The organism is Sphingobium sp. TomTYG75 (genome assembly GCF_054771635.1).
The window spans coordinates 99,961-124,976 of sequence record NZ_BSRE01000001.1; the positions used below are offsets into that span (position 1 = coordinate 99,961).

Consider the following 25,016-nt stretch of genomic DNA (forward strand, 5'->3'; position numbering starts at 1 on the left):
GCGCCTACATGTTGGGATAGTTCGGCCCCCCGCCGCCTTCGGGCACGACCCAGTTGATGTTCTGCGTCGGGTCCTTGATGTCGCACGTCTTGCAGTGGACACAGTTCTGGGCGTTGATCTGGAACCGGGGATTGCCCTCATCCTGCCCAACCACCTCATAGACCCCCGCCGGGCAATAGCGCTGCGCCGGTTCGTCATACATGGGGAGGTTGTAGGCGATGGGGATGGACGGGTCCTTCAACTGGAGGTGAACCGGCTGGTCCTCCTCATGATTGGTGTTCGACAGAAACACAGAGGACAGCCGGTCAAAGCTGATTACCCCATCGGGCTTGGGATAGTCGATCTTGTGCCCGATCTCCTTGGGCCAGATCTTTTCATTGTCCGGCTTGTGCTTCATCGTGAAAGGCAGGCCGATCTTCAGCGTGCGCATCCACATATCGACACCCGCCAGCAACGTGCCGATCGTATTGCCGAACTTGGCCAGCAGCGGCTCGGCATTCTTGACCAGCTTCAATTCGTCCGCGATCCAGCTCGACCGCAGGCGATCATCATAGTCGTGCAGGACATCGCGCGAGCGTTCGTTCTGAATCGCTTCAAACGCCGCCTCGGCCGCCAGCATACCGGACTTCATCGCCGTATGCGTGCCCTTGATGCGCGGTACGTTGACGAAGCCTGCCGAGCAACCAATCAGCGCACCACCCGGGAACACCAGTTTCGGCACTGACTGCCAGCCACCTTCATTGATCACGCGCGCGCCATAGGACACGCGGCGCCCGCCCTCCAGATACTGGCGGATCGCCGGGTGCTGTTTCCAGCGCTGGAACTCCTCGAAGGGATAGAGGTAGGGGTTGCGGTATCCGAGGCCAACCACAAAGCCGATCGCAACCTGCCCGTTGGCCTGATGATAAAGGAAGCCGCCGCCGTAGGCGTCAGTCAGCGGCCAAGCCTGCGTGTGGATGACCAGGCCCGGCTTGTGCTTGGCGGGATCGATATCCCACAATTCCTTCATGCCCAGGCCATAGACCTGCGGTTCACAATCCTTGTCCAGTTCGAACTGGCGCTTGAGGATCTTGGTCAGGTGGCCGCGCGCGCCTTCCGCGAAGAAGGTATATTTGGCGTGCAGTTCCAGCCCCGGCTGATAATCGCCCTTGCGATTGCCTTCCCGGTCGATACCCATGTCGCCGGTGGCAACGCCTTTTACGCTACCATCTTCATTGTAGAGAATTTCGGCGGCGGCGAAGCCGGGGAATATTTCGACACCCAGGCCCTCAGCCTGCTCGGCAAGCCAGCGGCACAGATTGCCCAGCGACCCGGTATAGGTCCCCTTGTTGTGCATCCATCGCGGCGTGGCGATGTGGGGCACGGGCAATTTGCCGCGCTTGGTCAGGAACCAGTGCTGGTTATCGCGCACGGGAACCTCGGCAAGCGAACAGCCCATGGCGCGCCAGTCCGGCAGCAATTCATCCAGCGCCTTGGGATCGATCACCGCGCCCGACAGAATATGGGCGCCGATCTCGGACCCTTTTTCCAGAACGCACACCGCCAGTTCCTGACCGGCGTCATTGGCCAGCTGCTTCAGCCTGATCGCCGCGGACAGCCCCGCCGGTCCCCCGCCGACGATGACGATGTCATAGGGCATCGATTCCCGTTCGCTCATAATCCCTCCATCGAGACGGGCCGGATAGTTTCCCTCTCCTGTCCGGCCGCCGCATTACTCAAACGATTTACCACTGGTTGCCGATGAAGATTCTTGACCCCGGCGTCAACCTCTGGCCCTAGAAGAACGATGCGGGGAATGACGGAAGACTTGGCCGATGCTGCCAGCGCCTATCTGGCATGGTGGGACATGGCGGGCGTTGATGGCGCGACGACGGAAACGCCGGTCAATTGGCTGCGACCAACGCCCGCGACCGCTCCGCCATCATCCACTTCCCCTCCCGCCACGGTGAAGAAGCCCGGATCGCTTCAGGATTTTACGACCTGGCTCGCTGAGGATGCGGGACAACCCGAGCGCCGCTGGGCCGGAACGCCCATATTGCCGCAGGGACAAGCTGGATCTCCGCTGATGGTGATCACGGACATGCCCGATCCGGCCGACATGGACGCAGGCACATTGCTTGCCGACCGCGCCGGACGCTTGTTCGACGCCATGCTCTCTGCCATCGGCTTGTCGCGTGAAACGGCCTACATCGCTTCCCTCTTTTGCGCGCGCCCACCCGGCGGCATGGTGGAGGCGGCGGATCTGAATGCTGCGGCCGATCGCATGCGCACCCATGTTTCCCTCGCCGCTCCCGGCAAGCTGCTACTTCTGGGCGACCGGACGATCCGCACATTCCTTCCCGTACAAGACAAGCAAGGGATGGAAAGTTTACACTTTTTTAACCATGATGGCGGCATTGTGCCTACTTTAGCCACTTTCCACCCGCGGCTCCTGCTCGGGCAGCCTGCGGCGAAAGCGGAATGTTGGCGCACATTGCAACGCCTGGTCGAGGATATGCATCAGTGATTCGCGCGCTCACCCGATCTTCCTGTCTGGCTCTGGCCGCCATGAGTGCCGCCGCAGCCATGCCCGCAAAAGCGGATAACGCGCCGTCGGCCGCGGCATTCAGGTCCGACTTCAACTCCGCCTTGTCCATCAATGACGCCGACAAGGGGCGTTACTCGGCCATATACGCCGCACTGACGAGCCAGAGTTGGGCTGACGCAAAAGCCATGATCCTGGCGTTGGATCCGCAGGATCCGATGCGTTTCGTTGCCCTCTCCGACCTCTATGTGGCGAAGGACTCTCCACGCGTTGAGCTGTTCGATGTGCTCGACCTGGTGAACAAGGCAGCTTGGCTTCCCAACGCGGATCAGCTTTCGCGGCTGGCGCAAAAGCGCGGCGCGACGATCCTGCCGACCCTCCCGCAAATCCAGAAGATGGTATGGCTGGGTTCGGCCCCCCGCCGCGAATATGTCGCCACGACGAAGACCGACCTGCTGGCCCAGGCGCTGGTTGGCCAGATCACGCCTTTCATCAAGAATGATGATCCTGTCGGAGCGGAAACGCTGCTGGCGTCCGGGGAAATCGGCCTTACTCCTGAAGGTGTGACGGAGGTGCGCCAGCGTGTCGCCTGGTCCTATTATATCGAGAATAACGACGCCGACGCACGCCGCATGGCCAACCGAGCGCTCGAAACCCGTTCGGGCAGCGACTGGACGGTACAAGCGCACTGGACGTTGGGACTCGCATCTTGGCGGCAGCATGATTGCGCCACAGCCGCGCCTGCGTTCGCCAATGTTGCGGCTCTCGCTGGAAATGCCGACATGCGTGCAGCGGGAGCCTATTGGGCTTCCCGCGCCTATATGGTCTGCGGTCAGGCCGAAAAGGTCGAAAGCCTTCTAAAGACCGCAGCTCGTTCCGATGAAACCTTCTATGGCTTGCTTGCCCGCGAGACGCTGGGCATGCCCGTTGGCGGCGCCAAAATGGCGCCCCACTTTAGCGCAGCCGATTGGCAGCAGCTCAAGGACAGCCCGAATGTCCGCGCGGCCATTGCTCTTGCGTCCATCGGGCAGATCGCGAAAGCCGACCAGTTCATCCGCCACCAGGCGCGGCTGGGCGGCGCGGCCCAATATGACGCGCTGCTGAAACTGGCCAACGCTCTCAGCCTTCCCGCCACTCAGCTTTGGCTCGCGCACAATGGTCCGGCGGGTAAACAGCCTGGCAGCTTCGCCCGCTTCCCGACGCCCGACTGGCGTCCGGATGGCGGATGGCGCGTCGATCCCGCATTGATCTATGCCCACACACTTCAGGAATCAGGGTTCCGTAGCGACGTCGTCAGCAGTGCAGGTGCCCGCGGCCTGATGCAGGTCCTGCCTGGCACCGGCAGCGACCTGGGGCTTTCCTCCCCTGCCCAACTCTTCGTGCCATCGACCAACATGGAATATGGCCAGCGTTACCTGGAAAACCTCCGCAACATGAGCGCCACCGGCGGGCTGCTGCCCAAGGTCATGGCCGCCTATAATGCAGGCCCGCTGCCCGTCGAACGGTGGAACAGCGAGGTCAAGGACAATGGCGACCCTCTCCTGTTCATGGAGTCGCTGCCCTATTATGAAACCCGCGCTTATGTGAACATCGTCATGCGCAACTACTGGATGTATCAAATCCAGGCGAAGGGCAGCGCCGATTGCCTCACCGGCATGGCGCAGGGCATGTGGCCGACTTTCCCCACCGCCAAGGGGACGCGCATGGTCAGGCTGAGCCAGAACAGCAATCTGTCCGCACCCAGCATCGCGGGCGGCTCTGACTAATGCCGATCGATGAGGACCTGCCATTTCTGCCGGTGCGAATTGCGGTCCTGACGGTGTCCGACAGCAGAGGCCTTGCAGACGATCGATCCGGCGACACCTTGGTCGAGCGGATAAAGGCTGCGGGCCACATACTGGCTGCGCGCTATATCGAAAAAGATGATCGAGCCGCCATCGTTGCGCGCCTGCACAGCTGGATTGACGATCCACAGATTGATTGCATCATCTCCACGGGAGGCACGGGCGTCACCGGTCGCGATGTGACCCCGGAAGCGATCGCCCAGGTCCAGGACAAGGAAATACCTGGCTTCGGCGAACTGTTCCGCTGGCTCAGCTACCAGACGATCGGAACCTCGACGATACAGTCGCGAGCCACCGCCTGCGTCTCGCGCGGGACTTATATCTTCGCACTGCCAGGTTCTACCGGCGCGGTGAAGGATGCTTGGGACGGCATTCTCTCCACCCAACTCGACAGCCGTTATCGCCCCTGCAATTTCGTCGAACTGATGCCCCGCTTGATGGAGCGCTGACGAACTGGCCCTTGCTACAATGTTCCTATTATGTTCTAATGGAGCATGGTTGCTGAAAAGGGTCGAGGCGCGACGTTGAATGTCGCTAGTCACCGCTTCAATATCGCGGAACAGATCGCTGAAGGCGACTGGCTCGATACGCTAGATGCCATTGATGGCCCGGCACCGCGCCGTCGCACACAGATCACCGTCGAACATCCCCGCACTATCATCAGCCGCAACAAGTCGCCTGATCTCTCCTTTAGCCAATCGATCAACGCTTATCGAGGCTGCGAGCATGGATGCATTTACTGTTTTGCCCGGCCAACCCACGCCTATCATGATCTGTCACCCGGCCTAGATTTCGAAACCCGCCTCTTCGCCAAGCCGGATGCGCCCGCCCTGCTCCGCGCCGAACTGTCAAAGCCGTCCTACAGAGTCTCCCCTATCGCGATGGGGACCAATACCGATCCCTATCAACCGATCGAACGGGAATGGAAGATCACCCGCCAATCTATTGAGATATTAGCTGAATGCCGCCACCCACTCTTCATCACGACAAAGTCCGACCGGGTTCTTCGCGACCTCGATCTTCTGAAGGAGATGGCGCGCGACCGACTCGTTGCCGTGATGATCTCCGTAACGACCCTTGACCCAAAGGTCGCGCGCACTCTCGAACCCCGCGCGGCCCATCCATTTCGGCGGATTGAGGCTATCCGTCAGCTGGCGCAAGCAGGTGTGCCGGTCGTCGCCAGCGTCTCTCCCATAATCCCCGCCATCACGGACCATGAGATAGAGGCCATAGTCGAGACGATCGCCGCCGCCGGGGCTCGCGACGCCACCTTTATTCCGGTGCGACTTCCCTTCGAGGTGGCGCCCCTATTCCGCGCCTGGCTTCAAGAACATTACCCAGACCGAGCGGCAAAAGTCATGGGAATCATTCATGAAATAAGGGGAGGCCGCGACAATGATCCTGATTTTGGGACCAGAATGCGCGGTCAGGGGGTTTGGGCCGACCTGATACGCACCCGTTTCATCAAAGCGCGAAAACGCGTCGGCTTTTCAGGCGAGAAGCTGATGCTCAGGACCGACCTGTTCCATCCGCCCGCAGGTCCACAGCTTCAACTCTTTTGATCAGGCCGTTGCCGCAACCAGCCTGAAGCCGGAGCGCCGAGTCCGTGCCCGATACCCATCCGCTTTCGGCTCCATCCGTTCGAATCTTTGGATGGACAAGCCCGGAATGAGCGCGATCGCGTCCACCTGATCCGCCCCGATCAGGAAATCATCCCCAACGAACATCCGCGCAGCCTTTCCGCCCGCCAGTGGGGTACGCAGGAAAACTTCGCTGCGCCCGCCCCTGTTGCGTAGCAGCAGTTCCGCCAACGCGTTGACAGCTGATGCATCCTGCACATCCACGACCAATTCCATCCGCGATGCGCTGGCGAGTTGGTTAAACTGCTCCACGCCTCTGATCGTCACGCGAGGTGTTTCCTCGCCCGGCATACGATCCAGCTCTACCATCAACAGGGCGCAATCACCGTCCCGCGCCATAACCTCGATAGCCTTGCATGCATCTTCATCGAAGCAACTCGCCTGAAATTGCCCGCTGCTGTCGGAGAATGTCGCTGCCGCATAGCGCGCACCGCGTCGCGTTTCGCGCCAGCGCACCTCTTCCACCATCGCGGCCATGACCGCATTGGCGCGCCCGCCCTCCGCGACCTGCTCGGCACAGATCGCTCCGTAGCTTCTCGCGCCACGCGCCTCAGCCAGATGACGATAGCGATCAACAGGGTGCGCCGAGAAGTAGAAGCCAAAGGCTTCCTTTTCCTGCGCCATCCTGTCCGCAGTGGACCAAGTCTGATGGGGCGGAATTCGGACGTCTGCATGCGGCGTCTCGACGTCGCCAAACAAGCCGCCCTGCCCGCTTTCGCGCGCTTCAGCAGCACTGGCGGCAACGCTCAGGATAGTATCCGCCGCTGCATGCACTCCAGCCCGGTCGGGATGGATTTCGTCGAACGCGCCTGATGCTGCGAGACTTTCAAGCTGGCGGCGGTTCAATAATCGCGGCTCTATCCGGTCTGCAAAGTCATCGAGGGACTTGAACGACCCACCCGCATCCCGCTCGGCAACCAGCTGCTCCATCGCCTTTTCGCCGACGCCCTTTAGCCCCCCCAAGGCATAGCGCACCGCGAAACCAAGGCGCGCATCCTCACCCTCATGCTGGATCGGTTCAACGGAGAAGTCGGCAAGGCTGCGATTGATGTCGGGCGCAAGGCAGCTGAGGCCCATGCGCCGCATGTCATCGACAAAGATGGTCAGCTTATCCGTGAGATGGATATCGAACGCCATCGAGGCGGCATAGAATTCCGCCGGATAATGCGCTTTCAACCACGCCGTCTGATAGGCAAGCAGCGCGTAGGCGGCAGCATGGGACTTGTTGAATCCATAGCCGGCGAACTTGTCGATCAAATCGAACAGCTCATTGGCTTTGGCGGCCGGAATGTCGCTCCCGGCGCAACCTTCCACGAACCGCGCTCGCTGCGCATCCATCTCCGCCTTGATCTTCTTGCCCATGGCGCGACGAAGAAGGTCAGCGTCCCCAAGGGAATAGCCCGCCAAAATCTGGGCGGCCTGCATCACCTGTTCCTGATAGACGAAGATGCCATATGTCTCTTCGAGGATAGGCTTCAGGAGAATATGAGGATATTCAATATCTTCCTGGCCGTTTTTACGGCGCCCGAACATAGGAATATTGTCCATCGGACCGGGCCGATAGAGCGAAACGAGCGCAATGATGTCGCCGAAATTGGTGGGCCGAACGGCGGCTAGCGTCTTGCGCATGCCTTCCGATTCCAGCTGGAACACGCCGACCGTGTCGCCCCGCTGAAGAAGGTCATAAACCGCCGGATCGTCCCAACTGAGAATGCTCAAATCGATCTCGACGCCGCGCCCGGCCAGCAGCTGGACCGCCTTTTGCAGAACAGACAGCGTTTTGAGACCCAGGAAGTCGAACTTCACCAATCCCGCGCCTTCGACATATTTCATGTCGAACTGGGTCACCGGCATGTCCGACCGCGGATCGCGATAGAGCGGCACAAGCTGTGACAGCGGCCGGTCGCCAATGACGACGCCCGCCGCATGCGTTGAGCTATGTCGGGGGAACCCCTCCAGCTTCATCGCATAGTCGATCAGCCTTTTGACCTGATTGTCATTGTCATATTCGGCCTTGAACTCAGCCACGCCGTTCAAGGACCGTTCCAGCGTCCAGGGATCAGTCGGATGATTGGGCACCAGCTTGGCGAGCCGATCGACATGGCCATAGCTCATCTGCAGAACGCGTCCGGTATCCTTCAGCACCGCGCGCGCCTTCAACTTACCGAAGGTGATGATCTGCGCCACATGGTCGGAGCCATATTTCTGCTGAACATAGCGGATCACTTCACCGCGTCGCGTTTCGCAGAAATCGATGTCGAAGTCCGGCATGGAAACGCGTTCGGGGTTGAGGAATCGTTCGAACAGCAACCCCAGTTGCAGGGGATCAAGATCGGTAATGGTGAGCGCCCAGGCAACCACCGAGCCAGCGCCCGAACCGCGGCCCGGACCCACGGGAATATCCTGTTCCTTCGCCCATTTGATGAAGTCGGCAACGATCAGGAAGTAGCCGGGGAAACCCATCTGAATGATGATGTCGGTTTCGAATTTCAGCCGGTCGAAATAGGGCTGGCGGGCCTCATCTCCCTCAATCCCCGCCTTTTCCAGCCGCCACTCCAGTCCTGCCGTTGCCTGTTCCCGCAACATCTGCGCTTCGCCTTCGATGTCGCCAGCGAGACTCGGCAGGATAGGCTTGCGTTTTGGTGCAGCGACCGCGCAGCGTTGGGCGACTACAAGCGTGTTGGCTAGCGCCTCCGGCAAATCCTCAAACAGCCGCTTCATCTCTGCGGCCGGTTTCATCCAGGCGTCAGGCGAACTCGTCCGCCGGTCGGGAGTTTCAACATAGGCCCCGTCGGCGATGCAGAGCATCACATCATGCGCCTCGTGAAAGTGAGGCTCAGCAAAGCAGGTCGGATTGGTAGCGATCAGCGGCAGATCACGCGAATAGGCAAGTTCGAGCAATTCAGCTTCCGCCCTGCCTTCGACAGGATCGAGCCTCCGGCAAATTTCGACATATAAGCGATCCGGAAAGAGGGTCTGAAGCCGGTCAGCATAGGCAAACGCAGCGTCGGGCTGGTCCTCCGCGAACAATCGAGCAAGCGCTCCCTCCGCTCCAGCGGTCAGAGCGATAAGCCCTTCCGTCCTGCCGACCAGCGCATCCAAGGTAACGTGGGGGACTTCTTCGACCGGACGGTCGAGGTGAGCCATTGAAACCAGCGCGCAAAGATTATCGTATCCAGCTTCATCCTGAGCATAAAGCGCCAGCCAATCATGCACAGCAGCGGCATTGGCAGGGCGCCCGGGCCGCAATATGCCCAGCATGGCTCCGATTATCGGCTGAACGCCCTCGCCCTTGCAGGCATCTGAAAAAGCCATCGACCCATAAAGGCCATTGCGGTCAGTGATCGCTGCTGCCGGAAAGCCCAGCGTTCGCGCTTGCTTCGCGATCTTTTTCGGCTCGATCGCGCCTTCCAACATGGTGAAAGAGGAAAAAATGCGAAGGGGTACAAAACCGGCATGAGGCATTCGGCATTGATAGCGCCGCTACCACCTCGGGCGCCAGTCCTTCTTGAGAAATGCTGTGGATAAACGGCGGCGTTCGTCTGCTCGCAAGCTGCGCCAATGTGGCGCAATCTCCGGGCCGCTTGCCCCATGATTAAGCATTCTCCAACTTCTCACACATAATTGCACGCATATGCGTTTATCCACGATCACCAACTGGGCTTATGGCGCCACCGTACTCCTGACGCTCGCTTCCGGCACGACGATGCTCATGGCATCAGGCGCTGAAAAGGCGGAACGCACCGCAGTCGAGCAGCGCGCGGTCTTTGATCAGCTGACGGCCGCGTTGCTCGAAGACAGCTACCGACAGACGGAGCAGGCGCGGGCATTCTCGATTACCGGAGATCCCACTCACGTCATTGCGTACCGGCGCGAGAAAGCTGCACTGCGCTCGGTCGAACAGCGTATCGACAGGTTGCGTGATGCGGGTGCTACTGAGGCCGAACTTCGTGCTCTTCGCGACGCCCTACATTGGACCGACGCTCTCACCGATGAACAGGAAGCGGCCTTACGCGCCGTCGAGGCAGGCAATCGCGACACTGCACGGACGATATTGTTCGGCGATGAATATGGCCGCGAACTCGACCGCATCGGTGCCCAGATCGGCAAGTTTCAGTACATGCTAGATCAACGTACCGAAACGATGATCGCCCGTGCCACAACGACTGCGCGGCAATGGCGAAGCATGTCCGAAATCATGCTCGGCGCCACGGCGCTCCTTTTTCTCTGTGTTCTCTATTTCATTCTCAAACAGCGCATCCTGCACCCCGTCGTTCGCCTGAGCGATGTAGTTACCCGTTTGGCCGCACAGGACTTCGCAGCAATCCCGCCGGAATTTTCGCATGTCGACGAAATCGGAGATATGGCTCAGGCGATCCGGATCTTCCGCGAAAATGGCCTGGAGCGGCAACGGCTGGAGAAGGAACGCGACGCTGACCGGATCATGCAGGACCTTCTTTCCCGCATGACGCAGCGCCTTCAGGGTTGTGACAACAGCTCCGATCTGATCGACGTCGTGCGACGGTTCGCGCCGGAGATCGCACCCGGCTTCGCGGGCAGGCTATACATCCACGACGCCCGCCGGAATGCGATGCGCCAGGCTTGCGACTGGTTGTCGCCACTATGGTCGAACGAGGAATTTCCCCCTTCAAGTTGCTGGGGATTGCGTCGCGGCCAGACGCACCGGCCTTCGGGGAACATAATCGACATTCCTTGCGAACATCTGGGCGGGCAATGTTCGGCTTCGACCATCTGCATCCCGCTGGCTGCGCAAGGTGAGACCATTGGTCTCCTTTATTTCGAAGAGCCCAGCAGCCTCGCAGCCGATCAGATCGAGAGGACCGAGAAATATCTGGAGATGCTGGCCGAAAATATCGGGCTGGCGCTGGCAAACCTCCGCCTCCGCGATGCGCTGCGAGAAATGGCGATGGTCGATGCGTTGACCGGCCTCGCCAACAGGAGGCGGTTCGACACCGCACTTGAAGACGCGGTGGCGGTCAGCACGCGCGATCGCTCTCCTCTGGCGTGCCTCATGATCGACATCGATCATTTCAAACGCTTCAATGACGCATATGGCCATGATGCCGGAGATGCGGTGCTGCGGGCCGTGGGCGGTGTGCTCGATGACTCGCTCCGTGAAGACGGTGTCGCCTTCCGCTTGGGTGGTGAAGAGTTCGTGCTGTTGATGCCCGGATTTTCGCTGGATCAGGCGATCGATCGTGCGCGGCATGTCCAAGCGAGGATTCAAAATCTGCGCGTGCAGCATGGCCATCAAGAGCTTGGCCCTATCACGGCTTCATTCGGGCTCGCCGCCTATCCCGATCATGGCAAACCCGGACAACTCGTCCAAACCGCCGACGCCGCGCTCCTTCGCGCAAAGGCGCAAGGACGAGACCAGATCGTGGTAGCCACTGTCCGTGAAGATGCCTCAGTTCAGGCCTGAATCTTCCTCCAGCAACCCTTCATGAAGACGGACGACGCGATCCATCTTTTCCGCGAGCCTTTCATTATGGGTCGCGACCAGAGCGGCGGAGCCTTCCTCCCGCACAAGGCTGAGAAATTCGGCCAGCACGATATCGGCTGTCCGTTCATCCAGATTCCCCGTGGGTTCATCGGCCAGGATCAAGGCAGGCCGGTTTGCGAGTGCCCGAGCCACCGCCACGCGTTGCTGCTCGCCACCAGAAAGTTGGCTCGGCCGATGATCCAGACGATGACCAAGGCCCAAGGATGTCAGGAGCGACTCGGCACGTGCACGTGCCGCATGGAACTCCTTGTCGCGGATAACCTGGGGGAGGATGACATTTTCGGCCGCGTTGAAATCCGGCAGCAGATGGTGGAATTGATAGACGAAGCCCAATGCATCCCTGCGCAAACGCGTCCGCCCGTCATTATCGAGGCGCGCAGCTTCCTCACCATCGATGCGGATGGACCCGTCGAATCCGCCTTCCAACAGACCGACCGCCTGCAACAGGGTCGATTTGCCGGACCCTGACGGCCCGAGCAGCGCCACGATCTCTCCCTCTCCGACGGTCAGGTCGACGCCGCGCAGGACCTCGATCGTGACACCTCCTTGAGTGAAGCTGCGCTTCAGGCCCGCAACCTTCAATATGTCATTCATAGCGCAGCACCTGAACGGGATCGGTATTGGCAGCCTTGAAGGCTGGATAGAGCGTAGCAAGGAAACTGAAAATCAACGCCATCAGGCAGATGATCGTGATTTCGATAGGGTCTGGCTTGGCCGGCAGTTCGGTCAGAAAACGGATCGAGGGATCCCACAAATTCTGCCCGGTCAGGAACTGGATCGCATTCACCACACTCTGCCGGAAAAACAGGAAGGTGAAGCCCAGCACCATCCCGGCCACCATGCCCAACGATCCGATGGTCACGCCCACGGTCATGAATATCTTGACGAGCCCAACCCGGCTTGCGCCCATCGTTCGCAAGATCGCGATGTCACGTGTTTTCGCTCGCACCAGCATGATCAGCGAGGAAAGGATGTTGAAAACCGCGACCAGCACGATGATCGAAAGCACCACGAACATCGCGACCCGTTCAACGGCCAGTGCTTCAAAGAGGGAGGCGTTCATCTGGCGCCAATCGGTCACGACAGCCCGACCCGCAACCTTTCCAGCCAGCGGTTCCAAGATCGTTCCCACCCGATCAGCATCCACAGTCTCGATCTCGATCATCCCGACCACGTCGCCGAGCAACAATAGGGTCTGCGCATCTTCCACAGGCATCACGACGAACGCCTTGTCGTAGTCGTAGACACCCACCTCAAAGATCGCCGCCACCTGATAGGAAATCTGGCGCGGTACAGTACCGAACGGCGTCGATCGCCCTGCGGGATTGATTATGGTGATGCTGTCGCCAAGCTGAAGGCCCAGATTTTCAGCCAGTCGCGATCCTATGCCAACCTTGCCCGCGTTGGCGGTGAGGTTATCCATGCTCCCTGCCAGCACCTTCGCCTTTAGTGTCGCATTGTTCCGGATGTCCTTGACGGTCATGCCCCGGACGAGGACCGCTTCGACCCGTCCCTGAAAGCTGCCGAGCAGCGGCTGTTCGATAAGCGGCGTTGCGCTGGTGACGCCGGGCGTCGCCTTTGCTTCTTTCAATATGGATCGCCAATCGGGCAACCGTCCACCATAGCCCTGCACCACCGCATGGCCATTCAGTCCCACAATTTTGTCGAACAACTCAGCGCGGAACCCGTTCATCACACTCATCACGATGATGAGCGCGGCCACCCCCAACATCACGGCGGCGAGGCTTATTCCGGCGACGAGGAAAATGAATCCTTCCCCCTTCCCAGGCAGCAGATAGCGCTTGGCAATCATACGTTCGTAGCGTGACAAGATCATAGTGGCGCGAACGGCCCTTTGCGTGATGTTAATTACTGCCCGTCTAGCAGGGTCTCAACTAACGGCAAGCATCGCAGATTGTTGCACGCCAGCCACAGGCGTGAAGCTAAAATCTTCCCGTACGGAAATAGCCCGTGACAGCGGGCCTTCGGAGCCATAGCAAAGTCATCGAAGCACAGGTTAATGGCCGTGGTTCAGGGATACTGCTTCCCGCTTCAAGCTTAGGGGGCTGAGAAGTGGTTGAGGCAGACCAAGGGGGAGACGAGCAATCGTCCATTAGTGCCCGGATCGTGGAAACACGATCCGGGCACTTTTGATTCCGGCCGAAACAGGCCTCTTGAAACCCGATTTCGTTCAACCATATCAACGACGCACGGCCGCCTGATGGGGTCGCGCATCGTATCGCCGGACGCCAGCATGGGTCCGGTATGATCATTTTGCTCTGATGGAGATTATGACATGCGTGGTTTTGACCTTACCCCCTATCGCCGCTCCACTGTGGGTTTCGACCGACTTTTCGATCTGATCGAAAACAATGCCCGGTTGCAGCAGGGCGACAATTATCCCCCTTTCAATATAGAGCGTCTTTCGGAAGACCGCTATCGGGTTACGCTTGCCGTGGCGGGCTTTCGGCCTGACGAAATCGATATCACTGCTCAACAAAATCTGTTGCAGGTTGTCGGACGCAAGGAAGATAGCCCGAACTCCGATCGCTCAAAATTCCTGCATGTCGGTATCGCCAATCGCAGCTTCGAGCGGCGTTTCGAACTGGCCGACTTCGTGCGGGTGGAAAAGGCCGATCTTGCGGACGGCCTGCTGACGATCGAACTAGTCCGCGAAATTCCTGAAGCGATGAAGCCAAAGAAGATCGCTGTGAATGGCGTGCAGCTGGTCGATATCAACAAGGATCGCGACGCAGCCTGATCGGATGTTCATGGGGCGCGGCCTGAAGGTCGCGCCCTTTTTGCATCTCAAATCTCTACCTGGCTACCCAGTTCGACAACGCGGTTGGTCGGAAGGCGGAAGAACTCCATCGCGCTTTCCGCGTTTCGCAGCATCCAGGCGAAGATTTTTTCTCGCCACAGGGGCATTCCTGGATTGGCAGACGGCAACAGGGTCTGGCGTGCCAGGAAGAAACTGGTCTCCATCATCCTGAATGCCTGACCACATCCGGTGACATTCTTGAGGGCCGCGGGAACATCCGGTTCCTGCATGAACCCATATTCCAGCACGAGGCGGAAAAATCCCTTCCCAAGATCCTCCAGCCTGCATCGGCCATCATCCTCAACGACTGGAACGTCCTTGATCTTCACCGTCAGCAGGATGACCCGCTCATGCAACACCTTGTTATGTTTCAGATTGTGGAGCAAGGCATGGGGAACGCCGTTTGGCGTGGATGTCATGAACACGGCCGTCCCCGGAACGCGCACGGCGCTGTTAGCGGCCGAGGCTACGAACACAGGGATTGGCATCGCGCCTTCGCGCAAGCGATCCTGCACCAACCGACGTCCACGCGACCATGTGGTCAGCAGCGTGAATACGACGAACCCGATTAGCAGCGGGAACCAGCCGCCATCCGGAACCTTGGTAAAGTTGGCCGCGAGATATGCGCCGTCCACAATGAAGAATACCGCAAGCAAGGGTGCGGAATAATACCAGCGCCACTTCCACAGCCGATAGAGCAGCACGGTTAGCAGCAGATTGTCGATGAACATCGCTCCGGTGACGGCGATGCCATAGGCGGCAGTCAGATTGGACGATGTCTGGAACACCAGCACCAGCAGGATGACCATCACCATCAATCCCCAATTGATGAGGGGGATATATATCTGCCCCGCGGTCGAGGCACTGGTATGCGCGATCCGCAAGCGGGGCATGAAGCCCAGTTGGATCGCCTGCTGCGTCACTGAAAATGCGCCGGAAATGACTGCCTGGCTGGCGATTATCGCTGCCAGAGTCGCGAGGCCGATCAGAGGCAACTGCGCCCATTGGGGTGCCAGATGATAGAAGGGGCTGTGGAGCGCAGCCGCGCCCTCGCGAAACAACAGAGCCCCCTGCCCCATATAGTTCATCATCAACGCCGGGAGGACGAAGCAAAGCCAGGACACGCGGATCGGGCTGCGCCCGAAATGACCCATATCGGCATACAGCGCTTCCGCCCCGGTCACCGCAAGGACGACCGCGCCCAAGGCGAGGAAGGCCGGCAACGGATCGGTCATGAAGAACATGAACGCCCAATAGGGATTGAACGCCAGGAGAATGCCAGGCGTCTTGATTATGCTGATGATGCCCAGGGCCGCGATCGTGACGAAATACAGCAGCATGATGGGGCCGAATAGGGCAGCGACGCGATTGGTCCCAAAGCCCTGAATCCAAAACAGGCACACCAATATGATCACTGCGGCAGGTAGAATCGCGGGCGCCAGTTCAGAGTTATAAACGGCGAGGCCTTCCACAGCCGACAACACTGACACCGCGGGGGTGATCATGGAATCGCCGTAGAAAAGCGAGGTCGCGAACACGCCCAAAAGGACGATGCCGCGCGACCATCGCTGAGTCTTTGTCTGTCCGTTGATCAGCGCGAGCAGCGCAAGGCTGCCACCTTCGCCCTTGTTGTCGGCGCGCATGATGATCGAGACATATTTCAGCGTCACGACCAGCATCATCGACCAGAACATCAGGCTGATGACGCCAAGGATGTGATCGGGATCGAGTGCCAGATGATGATGGCCCGCGAAAGTTTCACGAAAAGCGTAGAGCGGGCTGGTGCCGATGTCGCCGAACACGATGCCGATCGCCCCGACGACAAGCTTGGCCGTCGCTTTCTGGCCCGCGTGGCTATGTCCTTCGGACTCGTCGTCCTGCGCGCTCGCGACGGCGCTCGCCAGTTGATCAGCCATGAAGGAAACGCCAGATGGTCATGATCATACGACACTCAAGCCAAGGCATGCGCACGGGGACAATCCCGCTTAACTCACAAGGATGGCGCGCGCCCTATCACGCCTCCCTGAGCAGCGCAATTGACGAGCCATGTCATTGAACCGCAGGCGGGCTGTCAGCCAGCATCGCGTCGATACGCTCAATGTTAAGCTCCAGTTCCGCCTTGATTTTCGAGCCTTCAGGCGCCCTTGCAGCCAAAGGCGCCCAAAGATCGCGGGCGGCCTGTAACTGGCCCGCTCGAACGAGAGCCAGGCCGTAGAAATAGGGCGGAGCAGGCGCTTGTGGGTCAAGCGACATGGCGCGCCGGTAAGCAAAGTCAGCGCTCGGCGACACCACACCGTCGGCATGTGCCACAAGCGCATTGCCCAGACCCAACCACAGGTTGGGATCACCGGGCGATTGTTTGATGCCCGCAAGCAGCACGTTCGCCGATTCTTTCGTCTTGCCCTGCCTGCCAAGGCCGTCTGAGAGCATCAGCCACTGCCCTGCCGGACCATAGCGCTCCGCCATGCCGCGGCGTAGTTGGGCGACTTGCTCATCAAACTGCTTGCCGTTCGAAGCAGCAGCATTTCTGGGCGCTCCCGCCAAGCCAGGATTTCCCTGCCATGCATAACCGGCAAGGCCGAGTAGCAGAGCGGCAGCCGTCAACTCCCATGAAACGCGCGGAATACGGCCGACGGCTACCAGAAGCGCCATCAGGCAAATAGCAAACGCAGCCGCTATGACCCATCCTGTCATCGCGGTCCTCCCCGCTTAATCCGGCCGCGCACAAGCAACAGCCCAAGGCCGATCAGCAGTAATGGCGCGCCCCAAAGCGGCCAAAGAACCGGGTCCGCCGTAGGCTCATAACTTACCCAATCGCCGTAACGTTCAATGAGCCAGCTCCGGATATGCTCGGGTTGTTCCCCCGCCATGATCCGCTCCCTGATCTGGGAACGCATATCACCTGCCAGACTGGCGTTGCTGTCAGCGATAGATTGGCTCTGGCAAGTGAGGCAGCGAATCGTCTCCATCAGCGCCTTCGCCTTTCGCTCGAGCGCCGGATCATCGATTTGCCGGTCTGCATAGGGAGCCGGAGGAAGCGCCGACTGCGCCAGCACCGGCGAACTCATCAGCAATGCAAGCAATGTCAGCAGCCGTGTCATCTCGCAGCCTCCAAACGCTGGAGAATCATCGGGATGTCATCCGCCCTTATGTCACCGACATGCTGGTAGGCGATGCGCCCCTTTCCATCGATGATGAAGCTTTCTGGCACGCCGGAGGAGCCAATCGCGATCTGCACGCTGCTGCGCGCATCAAGGCCGATACGGCTATATGGATTCCCATAGCGCTGAAGGAAGCGATCGACATCAGAACGGGCGTCACGGATCGCAACCCCGTCAATTTCCACACCTGCTTGCTTCAGCGCCATGAGCTGCGGAGCTTCGGCCGCGCAGGGGACGCACCAGCTGGCGAAGATGTTCAGCAGCCGGGGTTTGCCCGTTGCCAGTTCCGCGCTGGCCAAGGCGGGGCGATCGCTAGCCGCTGCTGGCAAAGTGAATTCGGGCAATGCCTTGCCGACGAGCTTGGAGGTGATGACCCGGTCGTCCGGTTTCAGCAAGCCGCTCGCAAACAGGATGAAAAATCCCGCAAAGAAGACAAGGGGTAGCCAGATCAAGAGCTTCTTCATGTCGCGAGCGTCCTGCTGCGCCATTTAAGAAGCCATCCGCGGCGCTCGCGCCCTACCAGTGCCAAAGCGCCACCAAGGGCAATTAGCCCGCCGCCAAACCAGATCAGCGTGACAAAGGGCTTCCACCAGACCCGCAGTTGCCAACGTCCCTCGGTCGCCTCCTGGCCCAGCACCACATAAAGCTGTCCGTTCCACCGCGTCAGCAGGGCCGCTTCAGTGGTGGTCGTGGGGGGAGAAGGGAAGAAACGAGATTGCGGATGCAGGGCAACCGGTGCGCCATTCCCCCGGCTCGCCTCCATGTCAGCCTGTAAGGCTGTCCAATTGTCTCCGGCGATCGGCGAAATCTGCACCAGGCGGAGTTTCCAATCGGCAGCTTCGACGACGTCGCCGGGGCGGACGGCCGCCAGCTTTTCAACGGTAAACGCAGAATCGCAAGCCATGCCCGCGAGGCTGACAGCGCATCCGAGGTGAGCGATGACCATGCCCCAGGTAAACAGCGGCGTACGGCGCAAGTTGCGCTTCCACAACGGGGCGACGCTGCCCGCTGCAACGGCCAAGGCGATGACCAGCCCAAGGAACGGCAGCACGCCAATCCGTCCCCAGGCGAGCATTGCCATGACGGCAAGAGCGATCAAGGCGATGACTGCCGGAATCATCATGCGCCCGGCAACCTCTGCCAGCTTGTCCCGGCGCCAGCGGGTCAATGGTCCCGCCACCATGACGATCATCAGGATGAGCGCAATCGGGCCAGCTATCCTGTCGAAATAAGGAGCACCAACCGATACCTTATGCCCGAACGCCTCGGTCAGCAGCGGATAGAGGGTGCCGATCAGCACCAGGCCCAGTATCACCGTCAGCAGCAGATTGTTGATCACCAGCATGGTTTCGCGGCTGACAAGCTCGAACGGCGCGCCTTCACGAACCGCCCCGACCCGCCATCCGAACAACGCCAGCGCGCCTCCGATATAAAGGCCCAGGAGGATCAGGATGAAGCTGCCTCGTTCCGGATCAACGGCGAAGGCGTGGACGCTCGTCAATATGCCCGAGCGGACCAGGAAGGTCCCAACCATCGACATAGAAAACGCGATGACGGCCAGCATCACTGTCCAGGCCCGCAAGGCATCGCGCGTGGCGAGTACCGTCACGCTGTGCAGCAAGGCCGTGGCTGCGAGCCAAGGCATCAACGAAGCGTTTTCCACAGGATCCCAGAACCACCAGCCTCCCCAGCCCAGCTCATAATAGGCCCAGTAGCTGCCAGCCGTGATTCCGAGCGTCAGAAGTATCCATGCTGCCAGCACCCAAGGACGCATCGCCTTAGCGAAATCTGCATCAACCCGCCGCGTCAGCAGCGCGCCAATGGCAAAGGAGAAGGCGACGGAGAGGCCGACATATCCAAGATAAAGGGTCGGCGGATGGAACGCGAGGCCGGGATCCTGCAACAGAGGATTGAGTCCTTGACCATCCGCTGCGGGAGGAGTGATCCGCGCGAAGGGGTTGGATGCGAAGAGCAGGAAGGCATAAAACCCCAGGCTGATAGCCGCTTGACCGCCCAGCGTCGCCATATGCGTGTCCCGCCGTAGCGCCCGTTCAAACAGGGCAACGGCAGACCCCGCGACGCCCATGACCGTTACCCAGAGCAGCATAGAGCCTTCATGGTTGCCCCAAGTTCCCGCGAACTTGTAAAGCCACGGCTTCATGGAATGGCTGTTGGTGGCGACCAACAGCACCGACATATCCGACCGCATGAAAAGCGTTATCAGCGCCACAAAGGCAATGGCGGTGAGAGCGCCTTGGGCAACGGCTACTGGTCGGACCGCCTGGAGCAATTCGCTCTTTTTTCCCGCCAGCCCGAAAGCCACCAGGCTCAGTTGTAGAAACGCCAGCGCCGCCGCAAGCCATAGCGCGGCCAAGCCCGCTTCGGCGATCATGCCGCCTTCTCCGCTCGTTCCCGCCCTATGGCCACCCTAACAACGTTCACTGGCCTGCCTTCATCTCGTGGGTCGTCTCATTATACTGAATGCCTTCGAGTTCCCGAGGCATGTACCGTTCATCATGCTTGGCCAGAAGGTTGGTGGCGATGAATGTACCCGTGCCATCGAACGATCCTTCCGCGACCACGCCGGATCCTTCCTTGAACAAATCTGGAGCGATGCCCTTGAAAACGGCAGGAACGGTCGCTTTTCCGTCGGTCACGTCAAAATGCATTGTCACGCCGTCGGCGGCTCGCTTGAGACTGCCTTTCACCACCATGCCGCCCAGACGAATGGATTTGCCCGGTTCGACACCTTTGGCACGAACGTCGGCGGGCGCGTAGAAATAGGCGGCTTCGTCGCGCAATGCCGATGCCGCGAGTAAACCCGCACCGATCAAGGCGAACAATGCGACGATCGCCAGAATGAGGCGCTGATGTTTCGCTTTCATGGACGGTCTGACAATCTCTGTGCAGCCGACTCTGCGTCACGCATGGAGCGCCAGCATGCAAGGCAGAGGGCCAAGGTGCCCGAAAAGGTCAGCACATAAGCGCCGACGACGAAAGCCCATTGGTTCATGCCATTATCCCCGCGCCAGCCGCTGCATGCGCGCTTCCACCTTGTTGCGCGCCAATATCGTGCGCATCCGCATCAACACGATCGCCCCGAACAAAAGGGAAAAACCGATAAGGGTAAGCCCCAGCGGCCAGAGAATCGAGGTGTCGATACTCGACCCGCGCATCGTGATGCTGGGGCCCTGATGGAGACTGTTCCACCACACGACGGAGCGATTTATGATCGGTATATTGACCGCCCCGACCAAGCCAAAAATGGCTGTAGCCGCGCTGACGCCGCCCTGTTCCTGACGCGCACTGGCATTCGCCAGCGCTATATATCCAAGATAAAGGAAAAGGAGTACGAGCATGGACGTCATCCGCCCGTCCCACTCCCACCATGTTCCCCAGGTGGGGCGTCCCCAAATGGACCCTGTCGCAAGGCAAATAGCCGTAAACAGCGCGCCTGGGACCGCAATCGCGCGTCCCGCAACAGCGGCCAGCGGATGTCGCCAGACCAGCTGCATCAGCGCCGCCACAGCAATTCCTGTCCATCCGGCCATTCCAAGCCATGCCGCGGGTACATGGATATAGAGTATACGAACCGTCTCACCCTGGAGATAGTCAGCCGGGGTAATGAACAGCCCGCAGCCCGCACCCACCAGAAGCAGAACCAACCCTGGCCAGAACAGCCAAGTGGTCAGCGGCCGAGCGATCTTCAGGAAACGGGCAGGATTGGCGAAGCGATGCATTTGGACAGGCTCTTTAGCTGCGCCGAACGCGCAAAGCCAGTGGCCCTTTTCTGTTGCGCATAGGACATAATGTCGCTGCCACGGCGTCCCAAACAGCCTTTTTTGTTTCAGACAGGCGACAAATCAGGATCGAACCACTATATGCGCGCGCAGCAGCCATTTGAGGCGCACAGCATCGGCTATGGATCCGCTCGCACCCATGTTTACGACAAACCCGTTCGACGACGACAAGCTGCGTGAAGAATGCGGCATTTTCGGCGTCATTCAAGCCGAGACCGCTTCGGCGATCGTCGCGCTTGGCCTTCATGCGCTTCAACACCGTGGACAGGAGGCCGCCGGCATCACCAGCTGGGACGGTCACGATTTCCATACCCACCGCGCCATGGGGCATGTGGCGGGCAATTTCGACCGCGATGAAGTGATTCGCGGCCTGCCGGGCCACACGGCATCCGGGCACGTCCGTTACTCGACCACGGGCGAAACGTCCCTCCGCAACGTACAGCCCCTCTATGCCGAGCTTAACTCCGGCGGCTTCGCCATCGCGCATAACGGCAATATCTCCAATGCGATGAAGCTCCGCCGCGAGCTGATTCGTCGCGGCTCAATCTTTCAGTCGACCTCCGACACCGAAGTGATAATCCATCTGGTCGCGACTTCGACCTATCGGACTCTGCTCGACAAGTTCATCGATGCGCTCAAGCAGATCGAGGGCGCCTATTCGCTGATTGTGACTACGCCCGAAGGCATGATCGCGTGCCGCGACCCGCTCGGCATCCGGCCGCTGGTCATGGGCAAGCTGGGCGACGCCACCATTTTCGCGTCGGAAACCGTCGCCTTTGACGTAGTAGGCGCCGACCATATTCGCTCCATCGATCCGGGTGAGCTAGTCATCGTCACTCATGATGGGGAGATGCGCAGCCATCGCCCCTTCGGCGATGTACATCCGCGCCCCTGTATTTTCGAACATGTCTATTTCAGCCGCCCCGATTCGATCGTGGATGGTTCAAGCGTTTATTCGGTTCGCAAGGCGATCGGCGCTCAATTGGCAATCGAAAATCCTGTCGATGCCGACCTGGTCATTCCCGTTCCCGACAGCGGCGTGCCTGCAGCCATCGGCTATGCCCAGCAGTCAGGGCTTCCCTTCGAACTGGGCATCATCCGTTCCCACTATATCGGACGGACGTTCATCCAGCCAGGCGACAAGGTCCGCCACCTTGGCGTCAAGCTCAAGCACAACGCCAATCGCGCCCTAATCGCCGGGAAGCGCGTCGTTCTTATCGATGATTCGATCGTGCGGGGAACGACCAGCCTCAAAATCGTGCAGATGATGCGTGAGGCAGGCGCCAAGGAAGTGCATATGCGCATTGCCAGCCCGCCAACAAAACATAGCTGCTTCTACGGCGTCGACACGCCGGAACGCACGAAGTTGCTAGCGCATCGCTTGGACATTGGCGGCATGCAGGACTTCATCCATGCCGACAGCCTTTCCTTCATTTCGATCGACGGCCTCTACAAGGCGCTGGGCGAAACGAAACGGGCCGACATCCGCCCTCAATATTGCGACGCCTGCTTTACCGGCGACTATCCGACCACGCTCACCGATCAGGACGACGTCGTGGTGAAGAACCAGCTTGAATTGCTCGCTGAACGGGTCGTCTGATCGACAGGTCATTTCTGGATGGCTGCCCGGTCATGGGCAACCACTACCTTTCCCACTAAACCGGCCCTCTCCATCCGGAAGGGCGAACAGGATGCTTCATGTCCACTCTTCCTCTTTCCGGTAAGCTTGCCCTGGTGACCGGCGCGAGCCGTGGTATCGGCGCCGCCACTGCCAAGGCCCTTGGCGCTGCTGGTGCTCATGTCATTCTGACAGCCAGAACGACGGGCGGCCTCGAGGAGGTGGAAGAATATATCCACGGCGCCGGAGGCAGTGCCACCATAGCGCCGCTCGACTTGGTCGATGGCGAAAGCATCGGGCGGCTTGCTCAGGCGGTTTCGGGCCGGTGGGAGGCGCTGGATATTCTGGTTTTGAACGCGGCGACCTTAGGCAGCCTGGCTGCGGTGCCCGCGATCGACGTGAAGGAATTCGCCCGGCTGCTGACGCTGAACATAGCAGCACCGCAAGCTCTGATCGCAGCTTTCGACAGAATGCTCCGCGCAAGTTCCGACGCGCGCGTCATTGCTATCACATCATCGGTCGCTACCGCGCCGCGCGCTTATTGGGGTGCCTATGGCGCGTCGAAGGCAGCGCTCGAAACGCTCGTGAGCACTTATGGCGAGGAAGTGAAAAATATCTCGGCCATACGCACCCATGTCGTTGACCCGGGCGCAACCCGGACGGCGATGCGCGCCAGAGCCTATCCGGGAGAAGATCCCGCGACGGTGAAAGACCCCGAGGTCGTGGGCCAAGCCATAGCTGATCTCGTCCTTTCGGATCGGCCAAACGGCTATCACCAGCGTTTGGATTGATCTTAGCCCGGCTTGACCAGCGTTACCTGAGCGACATCGATCGTGCCGCCGCGAAAGCCGCCTTCGCAATACATCAGATAATAGCGCCAGAGCGCGACGAAATGCTGGTCAAAGCTGGGAGGTAAAAGACCGCGGTCGACGGCTCGGTCGAACCTTTCCCGCCAGCGCCGAAGAGTTTCCGCATAGTGGACGCCAAAATGGCGGACCTCCCTCCATTCCAGCCCGTTGGCTTCCGCCAAAGCCCTGAAGCGGCTTTCCGACAGCAGCATCCCACCGGGGAAAATGTAAGTCTGGATGAAATCGGCGCCCCGCGCATATTTCTCGAATATGGCGTCATCTATGAGGATATATTGGATTGCCGCCTTCCCGCCGGGTTTCAGCAGCCTCTCTATAGCAGCGACATAAGCGGGCCAATATTCCTGCCCCACCGCTTCGACCATTTCGACGCTTGCGATCGCGTCATACTGTCCTTGAGCGTCCCGATAATCCGTCAGCAGGATGCTTGCGCCAGCACCAAGCCGATCTCGCGCATAGTCGGCCTGCTCGGTCGACAGGGTCAGTCCGTAATAGCGGATGGCGCAACGTTGCAGCGCCTGCTCAGCCAAACCTCCCCACCCGCAGCCTATCTCAAGCAGTGCGCTGCCTTCCTTGAGGTCGAGCCGGTCGAGGATAGCGTCCACCTTGCGCTGCTGCGCTCGTTCAAGGCTCTCGATCCGGTCATCGGGATCACGGAACAACGCACTGGAATAATGCATGTCCCGGTCCAACCATAGGCGGTAGAAGTCGTTTCCAAGATCATAATGATAGGCGATGTTACGACGTGACCCCTTCCGGTCGTTGCGACGCACCCAATGCCCGAACCGGGCAATCCATCGGGCCGGGCCATTTGGGCGAGCCACATTACCCAGTGTCGCGGCGTTCGCCATGAACAACTCGAACAAGGGGACCGGGTCCGGACTACCCCATTCACCAGCAGCCCATGCCCGATACCATCCGGCCGATCCCCCGACGACAAGCCGCAACAGAGCGCGCCAGCGGACCAGCCGGACTTCGCAGACAGGCCCTGTTCCACGCCCCCCCAATATTCTCGCGGTTCCATCCGGCAGCGTGGCCTCAAGCCTTCCTTTCAGAAGGCCCGAATCGATACGGTCCAGCAAACGGTGGAAGTGAGGGGCGACCAAGCGCGACGCCCATCCGCGCGTATTTTCCCCGTTCAGGCGCCGCACGGTCGGCGCTCGTCTGCCATGCCCGGGATCGATCGCGTTCATCCCTTCACCCCTGTTCCCTCGTCCA

The 25,016-nt window shown here is 59.9% G+C and carries 20 protein-coding genes; 8 read left to right on the forward strand and 12 right to left on the reverse strand.

Annotation, left to right across the window (positions count from 1 at the left end; translation table 11 throughout):
* Positions 1-4: 4 nt before the first annotated feature.
* Positions 5-1,657: an electron transfer flavoprotein-ubiquinone oxidoreductase gene (locus ACYU81_RS00435; protein ID WP_460985878.1), complete on the reverse strand. Its 1,653-nt coding sequence runs from the start codon at positions 1,655-1,657 to the stop codon at positions 5-7.
* Positions 1,658-1,795: 138 nt separating this feature from the next.
* Between ACYU81_RS00435 and ACYU81_RS00440 the strand changes: the two genes are divergently transcribed.
* From ACYU81_RS00440 to ACYU81_RS00455, 4 genes are read left to right on the forward strand one after another with little or no spacing between them, the layout of a single operon-like run.
* Positions 1,796-2,506, forward strand: a complete 711-nt coding sequence (locus ACYU81_RS00440; protein ID WP_460985879.1) for a uracil-DNA glycosylase family protein — start codon at positions 1,796-1,798, stop codon at positions 2,504-2,506.
* On the forward strand, positions 2,503-4,290 hold the full coding sequence (locus ACYU81_RS00445; RefSeq protein WP_460985880.1) for a lytic transglycosylase domain-containing protein: 1,788 nt from the start codon (positions 2,503-2,505) through the stop codon (positions 4,288-4,290). The genes ACYU81_RS00440 and ACYU81_RS00445 overlap by 4 nt, the downstream gene beginning before the upstream one ends.
* Complete coding sequence (gene moaB, locus ACYU81_RS00450; protein ID WP_460985881.1) at positions 4,290-4,817, forward strand: molybdenum cofactor biosynthesis protein B; 528 nt, start codon at positions 4,290-4,292, stop codon at positions 4,815-4,817. The genes ACYU81_RS00445 and moaB overlap by 1 nt, the downstream gene beginning before the upstream one ends.
* 45 nt (positions 4,818-4,862) lie before the next feature.
* The gene (locus ACYU81_RS00455; RefSeq protein ID WP_460985882.1) at positions 4,863-5,930 is read left to right on the forward strand and encodes a PA0069 family radical SAM protein; all 1,068 of its coding nucleotides are present in this window, start codon (positions 4,863-4,865) and stop codon (positions 5,928-5,930) included.
* Here ACYU81_RS00455 and dnaE read toward each other — a convergent pair whose 3' ends face one another.
* The gene (gene dnaE / locus ACYU81_RS00460) at positions 5,931-9,473 is read right to left on the reverse strand and encodes a DNA polymerase III subunit alpha (RefSeq protein ID WP_460985883.1); all 3,543 of its coding nucleotides are present in this window, start codon (positions 9,471-9,473) and stop codon (positions 5,931-5,933) included. It lies immediately after the preceding gene.
* A 169-nt stretch (positions 9,474-9,642) separates the two neighbouring features.
* Here dnaE and ACYU81_RS00465 point away from each other — a divergent pair, with 169 nt between their 5' ends.
* Positions 9,643-11,451 (forward strand): diguanylate cyclase, encoded by a 1,809-nt coding sequence (locus ACYU81_RS00465; protein WP_460985884.1) that lies wholly within the window; start codon positions 9,643-9,645, stop codon positions 11,449-11,451.
* Here ACYU81_RS00465 and ACYU81_RS00470 read toward each other — a convergent pair.
* Positions 11,437-12,126 carry an ABC transporter ATP-binding protein gene (locus tag ACYU81_RS00470; protein WP_460985885.1) on the reverse strand — a complete coding sequence of 230 codons (690 nt, stop codon included), beginning with the start codon at positions 12,124-12,126 and terminating at the stop codon, positions 11,437-11,439. The genes ACYU81_RS00465 and ACYU81_RS00470 overlap by 15 nt on opposite strands.
* A complete protein-coding gene (locus ACYU81_RS00475) occupies positions 12,119-13,369 on the reverse strand; it encodes a lipoprotein-releasing ABC transporter permease subunit (protein WP_449472472.1) in 1,251 nt (416 codons plus the stop codon). Before ACYU81_RS00475 ends, ACYU81_RS00470 begins: the two co-directional genes overlap by 8 nt.
* Before the next feature lie 459 nt (positions 13,370-13,828).
* Here ACYU81_RS00475 and ACYU81_RS00480 point away from each other — a divergent pair, with 459 nt between their 5' ends.
* Positions 13,829-14,293 (forward strand): Hsp20 family protein, encoded by a 465-nt coding sequence (locus ACYU81_RS00480; RefSeq protein ID WP_460985886.1) that lies wholly within the window; start codon positions 13,829-13,831, stop codon positions 14,291-14,293.
* Between the two features lie 47 nt (positions 14,294-14,340).
* Here ACYU81_RS00480 and ACYU81_RS00485 read toward each other — a convergent pair whose 3' ends face one another.
* The 7 genes from ACYU81_RS00485 to ccmC form a co-directional block, all read right to left on the reverse strand.
* Positions 14,341-16,269: a potassium transporter Kup gene (locus ACYU81_RS00485; RefSeq protein ID WP_460985887.1), complete on the reverse strand. Its 1,929-nt coding sequence runs from the start codon at positions 16,267-16,269 to the stop codon at positions 14,341-14,343.
* Positions 16,270-16,402: 133 nt separating this feature from the next.
* Positions 16,403-17,047 (reverse strand): tetratricopeptide repeat protein, encoded by a 645-nt coding sequence (locus ACYU81_RS00490; protein ID WP_460985888.1) that lies wholly within the window; start codon positions 17,045-17,047, stop codon positions 16,403-16,405.
* Positions 17,044-17,454, reverse strand: coding sequence for a cytochrome c-type biogenesis protein (locus ACYU81_RS00495; protein WP_460985889.1), 411 nt, complete (start codon positions 17,452-17,454; stop codon positions 17,044-17,046). The genes ACYU81_RS00490 and ACYU81_RS00495 overlap by 4 nt, the downstream gene beginning before the upstream one ends.
* Positions 17,451-17,978, reverse strand: coding sequence for a DsbE family thiol:disulfide interchange protein (locus ACYU81_RS00500; RefSeq protein WP_460985890.1), 528 nt, complete (start codon positions 17,976-17,978; stop codon positions 17,451-17,453). The genes ACYU81_RS00495 and ACYU81_RS00500 overlap by 4 nt, the downstream gene beginning before the upstream one ends.
* On the reverse strand, positions 17,975-19,906 hold the full coding sequence (locus ACYU81_RS00505; protein ID WP_449472482.1) for a heme lyase CcmF/NrfE family subunit: 1,932 nt from the start codon (positions 19,904-19,906) through the stop codon (positions 17,975-17,977). Before ACYU81_RS00505 ends, ACYU81_RS00500 begins: the two co-directional genes overlap by 4 nt.
* A 46-nt stretch (positions 19,907-19,952) precedes the next feature.
* Entirely contained in the window at positions 19,953-20,399 is a 447-nt protein-coding gene (ccmE, locus tag ACYU81_RS00510) for a cytochrome c maturation protein CcmE (protein ID WP_449472484.1), read from the reverse strand.
* Between the two features lie 132 nt (positions 20,400-20,531).
* Positions 20,532-21,254, reverse strand: coding sequence for a heme ABC transporter permease CcmC (gene ccmC / locus ACYU81_RS00515; RefSeq protein WP_460985891.1), 723 nt, complete (start codon positions 21,252-21,254; stop codon positions 20,532-20,534).
* Between the two features lie 181 nt (positions 21,255-21,435).
* Here ccmC and purF point away from each other — a divergent pair, with 181 nt between their 5' ends.
* Both purF and ACYU81_RS00525 read left to right on the forward strand, forming a co-directional pair.
* The gene (gene purF / locus ACYU81_RS00520; RefSeq protein WP_449472500.1) at positions 21,436-22,914 is read left to right on the forward strand and encodes an amidophosphoribosyltransferase; all 1,479 of its coding nucleotides are present in this window, start codon (positions 21,436-21,438) and stop codon (positions 22,912-22,914) included.
* A gap of 98 nt (positions 22,915-23,012) precedes the next feature.
* Positions 23,013-23,723: an SDR family NAD(P)-dependent oxidoreductase gene (locus ACYU81_RS00525; RefSeq protein WP_460985892.1), complete on the forward strand. Its 711-nt coding sequence runs from the start codon at positions 23,013-23,015 to the stop codon at positions 23,721-23,723.
* 2 nt (positions 23,724-23,725) lie between these two features.
* On the opposite strand, the gene ACYU81_RS00530 is transcribed toward ACYU81_RS00525, so the two are convergent.
* A complete protein-coding gene (locus tag ACYU81_RS00530) occupies positions 23,726-24,991 on the reverse strand; it encodes a class I SAM-dependent methyltransferase (RefSeq protein ID WP_460985893.1) in 1,266 nt (421 codons plus the stop codon).
* Positions 24,992-25,016: the final 25 nt, after the last annotated feature.

Bases quoted from the DNA above. Each gene is read 5' to 3' on its own strand.
- ACYU81_RS00435 (WP_460985878.1), bottom strand. From the start codon at position 1,657: ATGAGCGAACGGGAATCGATGCCCTATGACATCGTCATCGTCGGCGGG.
- ACYU81_RS00440 (WP_460985879.1), top strand. From the start codon at position 1,796: ATGACGGAAGACTTGGCCGATGCTGCCAGCGCCTATCTGGCATGGTGG.
- moaB (WP_460985881.1), top strand. From the start codon at position 4,290: ATGCCGATCGATGAGGACCTGCCATTTCTGCCGGTGCGAATTGCGGTC.
- ACYU81_RS00455 (WP_460985882.1), top strand. From the start codon at position 4,863: ATGGTTGCTGAAAAGGGTCGAGGCGCGACGTTGAATGTCGCTAGTCAC.
- dnaE (WP_460985883.1), bottom strand. From the start codon at position 9,473: ATGCCTCATGCCGGTTTTGTACCCCTTCGCATTTTTTCCTCTTTCACC.
- ACYU81_RS00465 (WP_460985884.1), top strand. From the start codon at position 9,643: ATGCGTTTATCCACGATCACCAACTGGGCTTATGGCGCCACCGTACTC.
- ACYU81_RS00470 (WP_460985885.1), bottom strand. From the start codon at position 12,126: ATGAATGACATATTGAAGGTTGCGGGCCTGAAGCGCAGCTTCACTCAA.
- ACYU81_RS00475 (WP_449472472.1), bottom strand. From the start codon at position 13,369: ATGATCTTGTCACGCTACGAACGTATGATTGCCAAGCGCTATCTGCTG.
- ACYU81_RS00480 (WP_460985886.1), top strand. From the start codon at position 13,829: ATGCGTGGTTTTGACCTTACCCCCTATCGCCGCTCCACTGTGGGTTTC.
- ACYU81_RS00485 (WP_460985887.1), bottom strand. From the start codon at position 16,269: ATGGCTGATCAACTGGCGAGCGCCGTCGCGAGCGCGCAGGACGACGAG.
- ACYU81_RS00490 (WP_460985888.1), bottom strand. From the start codon at position 17,047: ATGACAGGATGGGTCATAGCGGCTGCGTTTGCTATTTGCCTGATGGCG.
- ACYU81_RS00495 (WP_460985889.1), bottom strand. From the start codon at position 17,454: ATGACACGGCTGCTGACATTGCTTGCATTGCTGATGAGTTCGCCGGTG.
- ACYU81_RS00500 (WP_460985890.1), bottom strand. From the start codon at position 17,978: ATGAAGAAGCTCTTGATCTGGCTACCCCTTGTCTTCTTTGCGGGATTT.
- ACYU81_RS00505 (WP_449472482.1), bottom strand. From the start codon at position 19,906: ATGATCGCCGAAGCGGGCTTGGCCGCGCTATGGCTTGCGGCGGCGCTG.
- ccmE (WP_449472484.1), bottom strand. From the start codon at position 20,399: ATGAAAGCGAAACATCAGCGCCTCATTCTGGCGATCGTCGCATTGTTC.
- ccmC (WP_460985891.1), bottom strand. From the start codon at position 21,254: ATGCATCGCTTCGCCAATCCTGCCCGTTTCCTGAAGATCGCTCGGCCG.
- purF (WP_449472500.1), top strand. From the start codon at position 21,436: ATGGATCCGCTCGCACCCATGTTTACGACAAACCCGTTCGACGACGAC.
- ACYU81_RS00525 (WP_460985892.1), top strand. From the start codon at position 23,013: ATGTCCACTCTTCCTCTTTCCGGTAAGCTTGCCCTGGTGACCGGCGCG.
- ACYU81_RS00530 (WP_460985893.1), bottom strand. From the start codon at position 24,991: ATGAACGCGATCGATCCCGGGCATGGCAGACGAGCGCCGACCGTGCGG.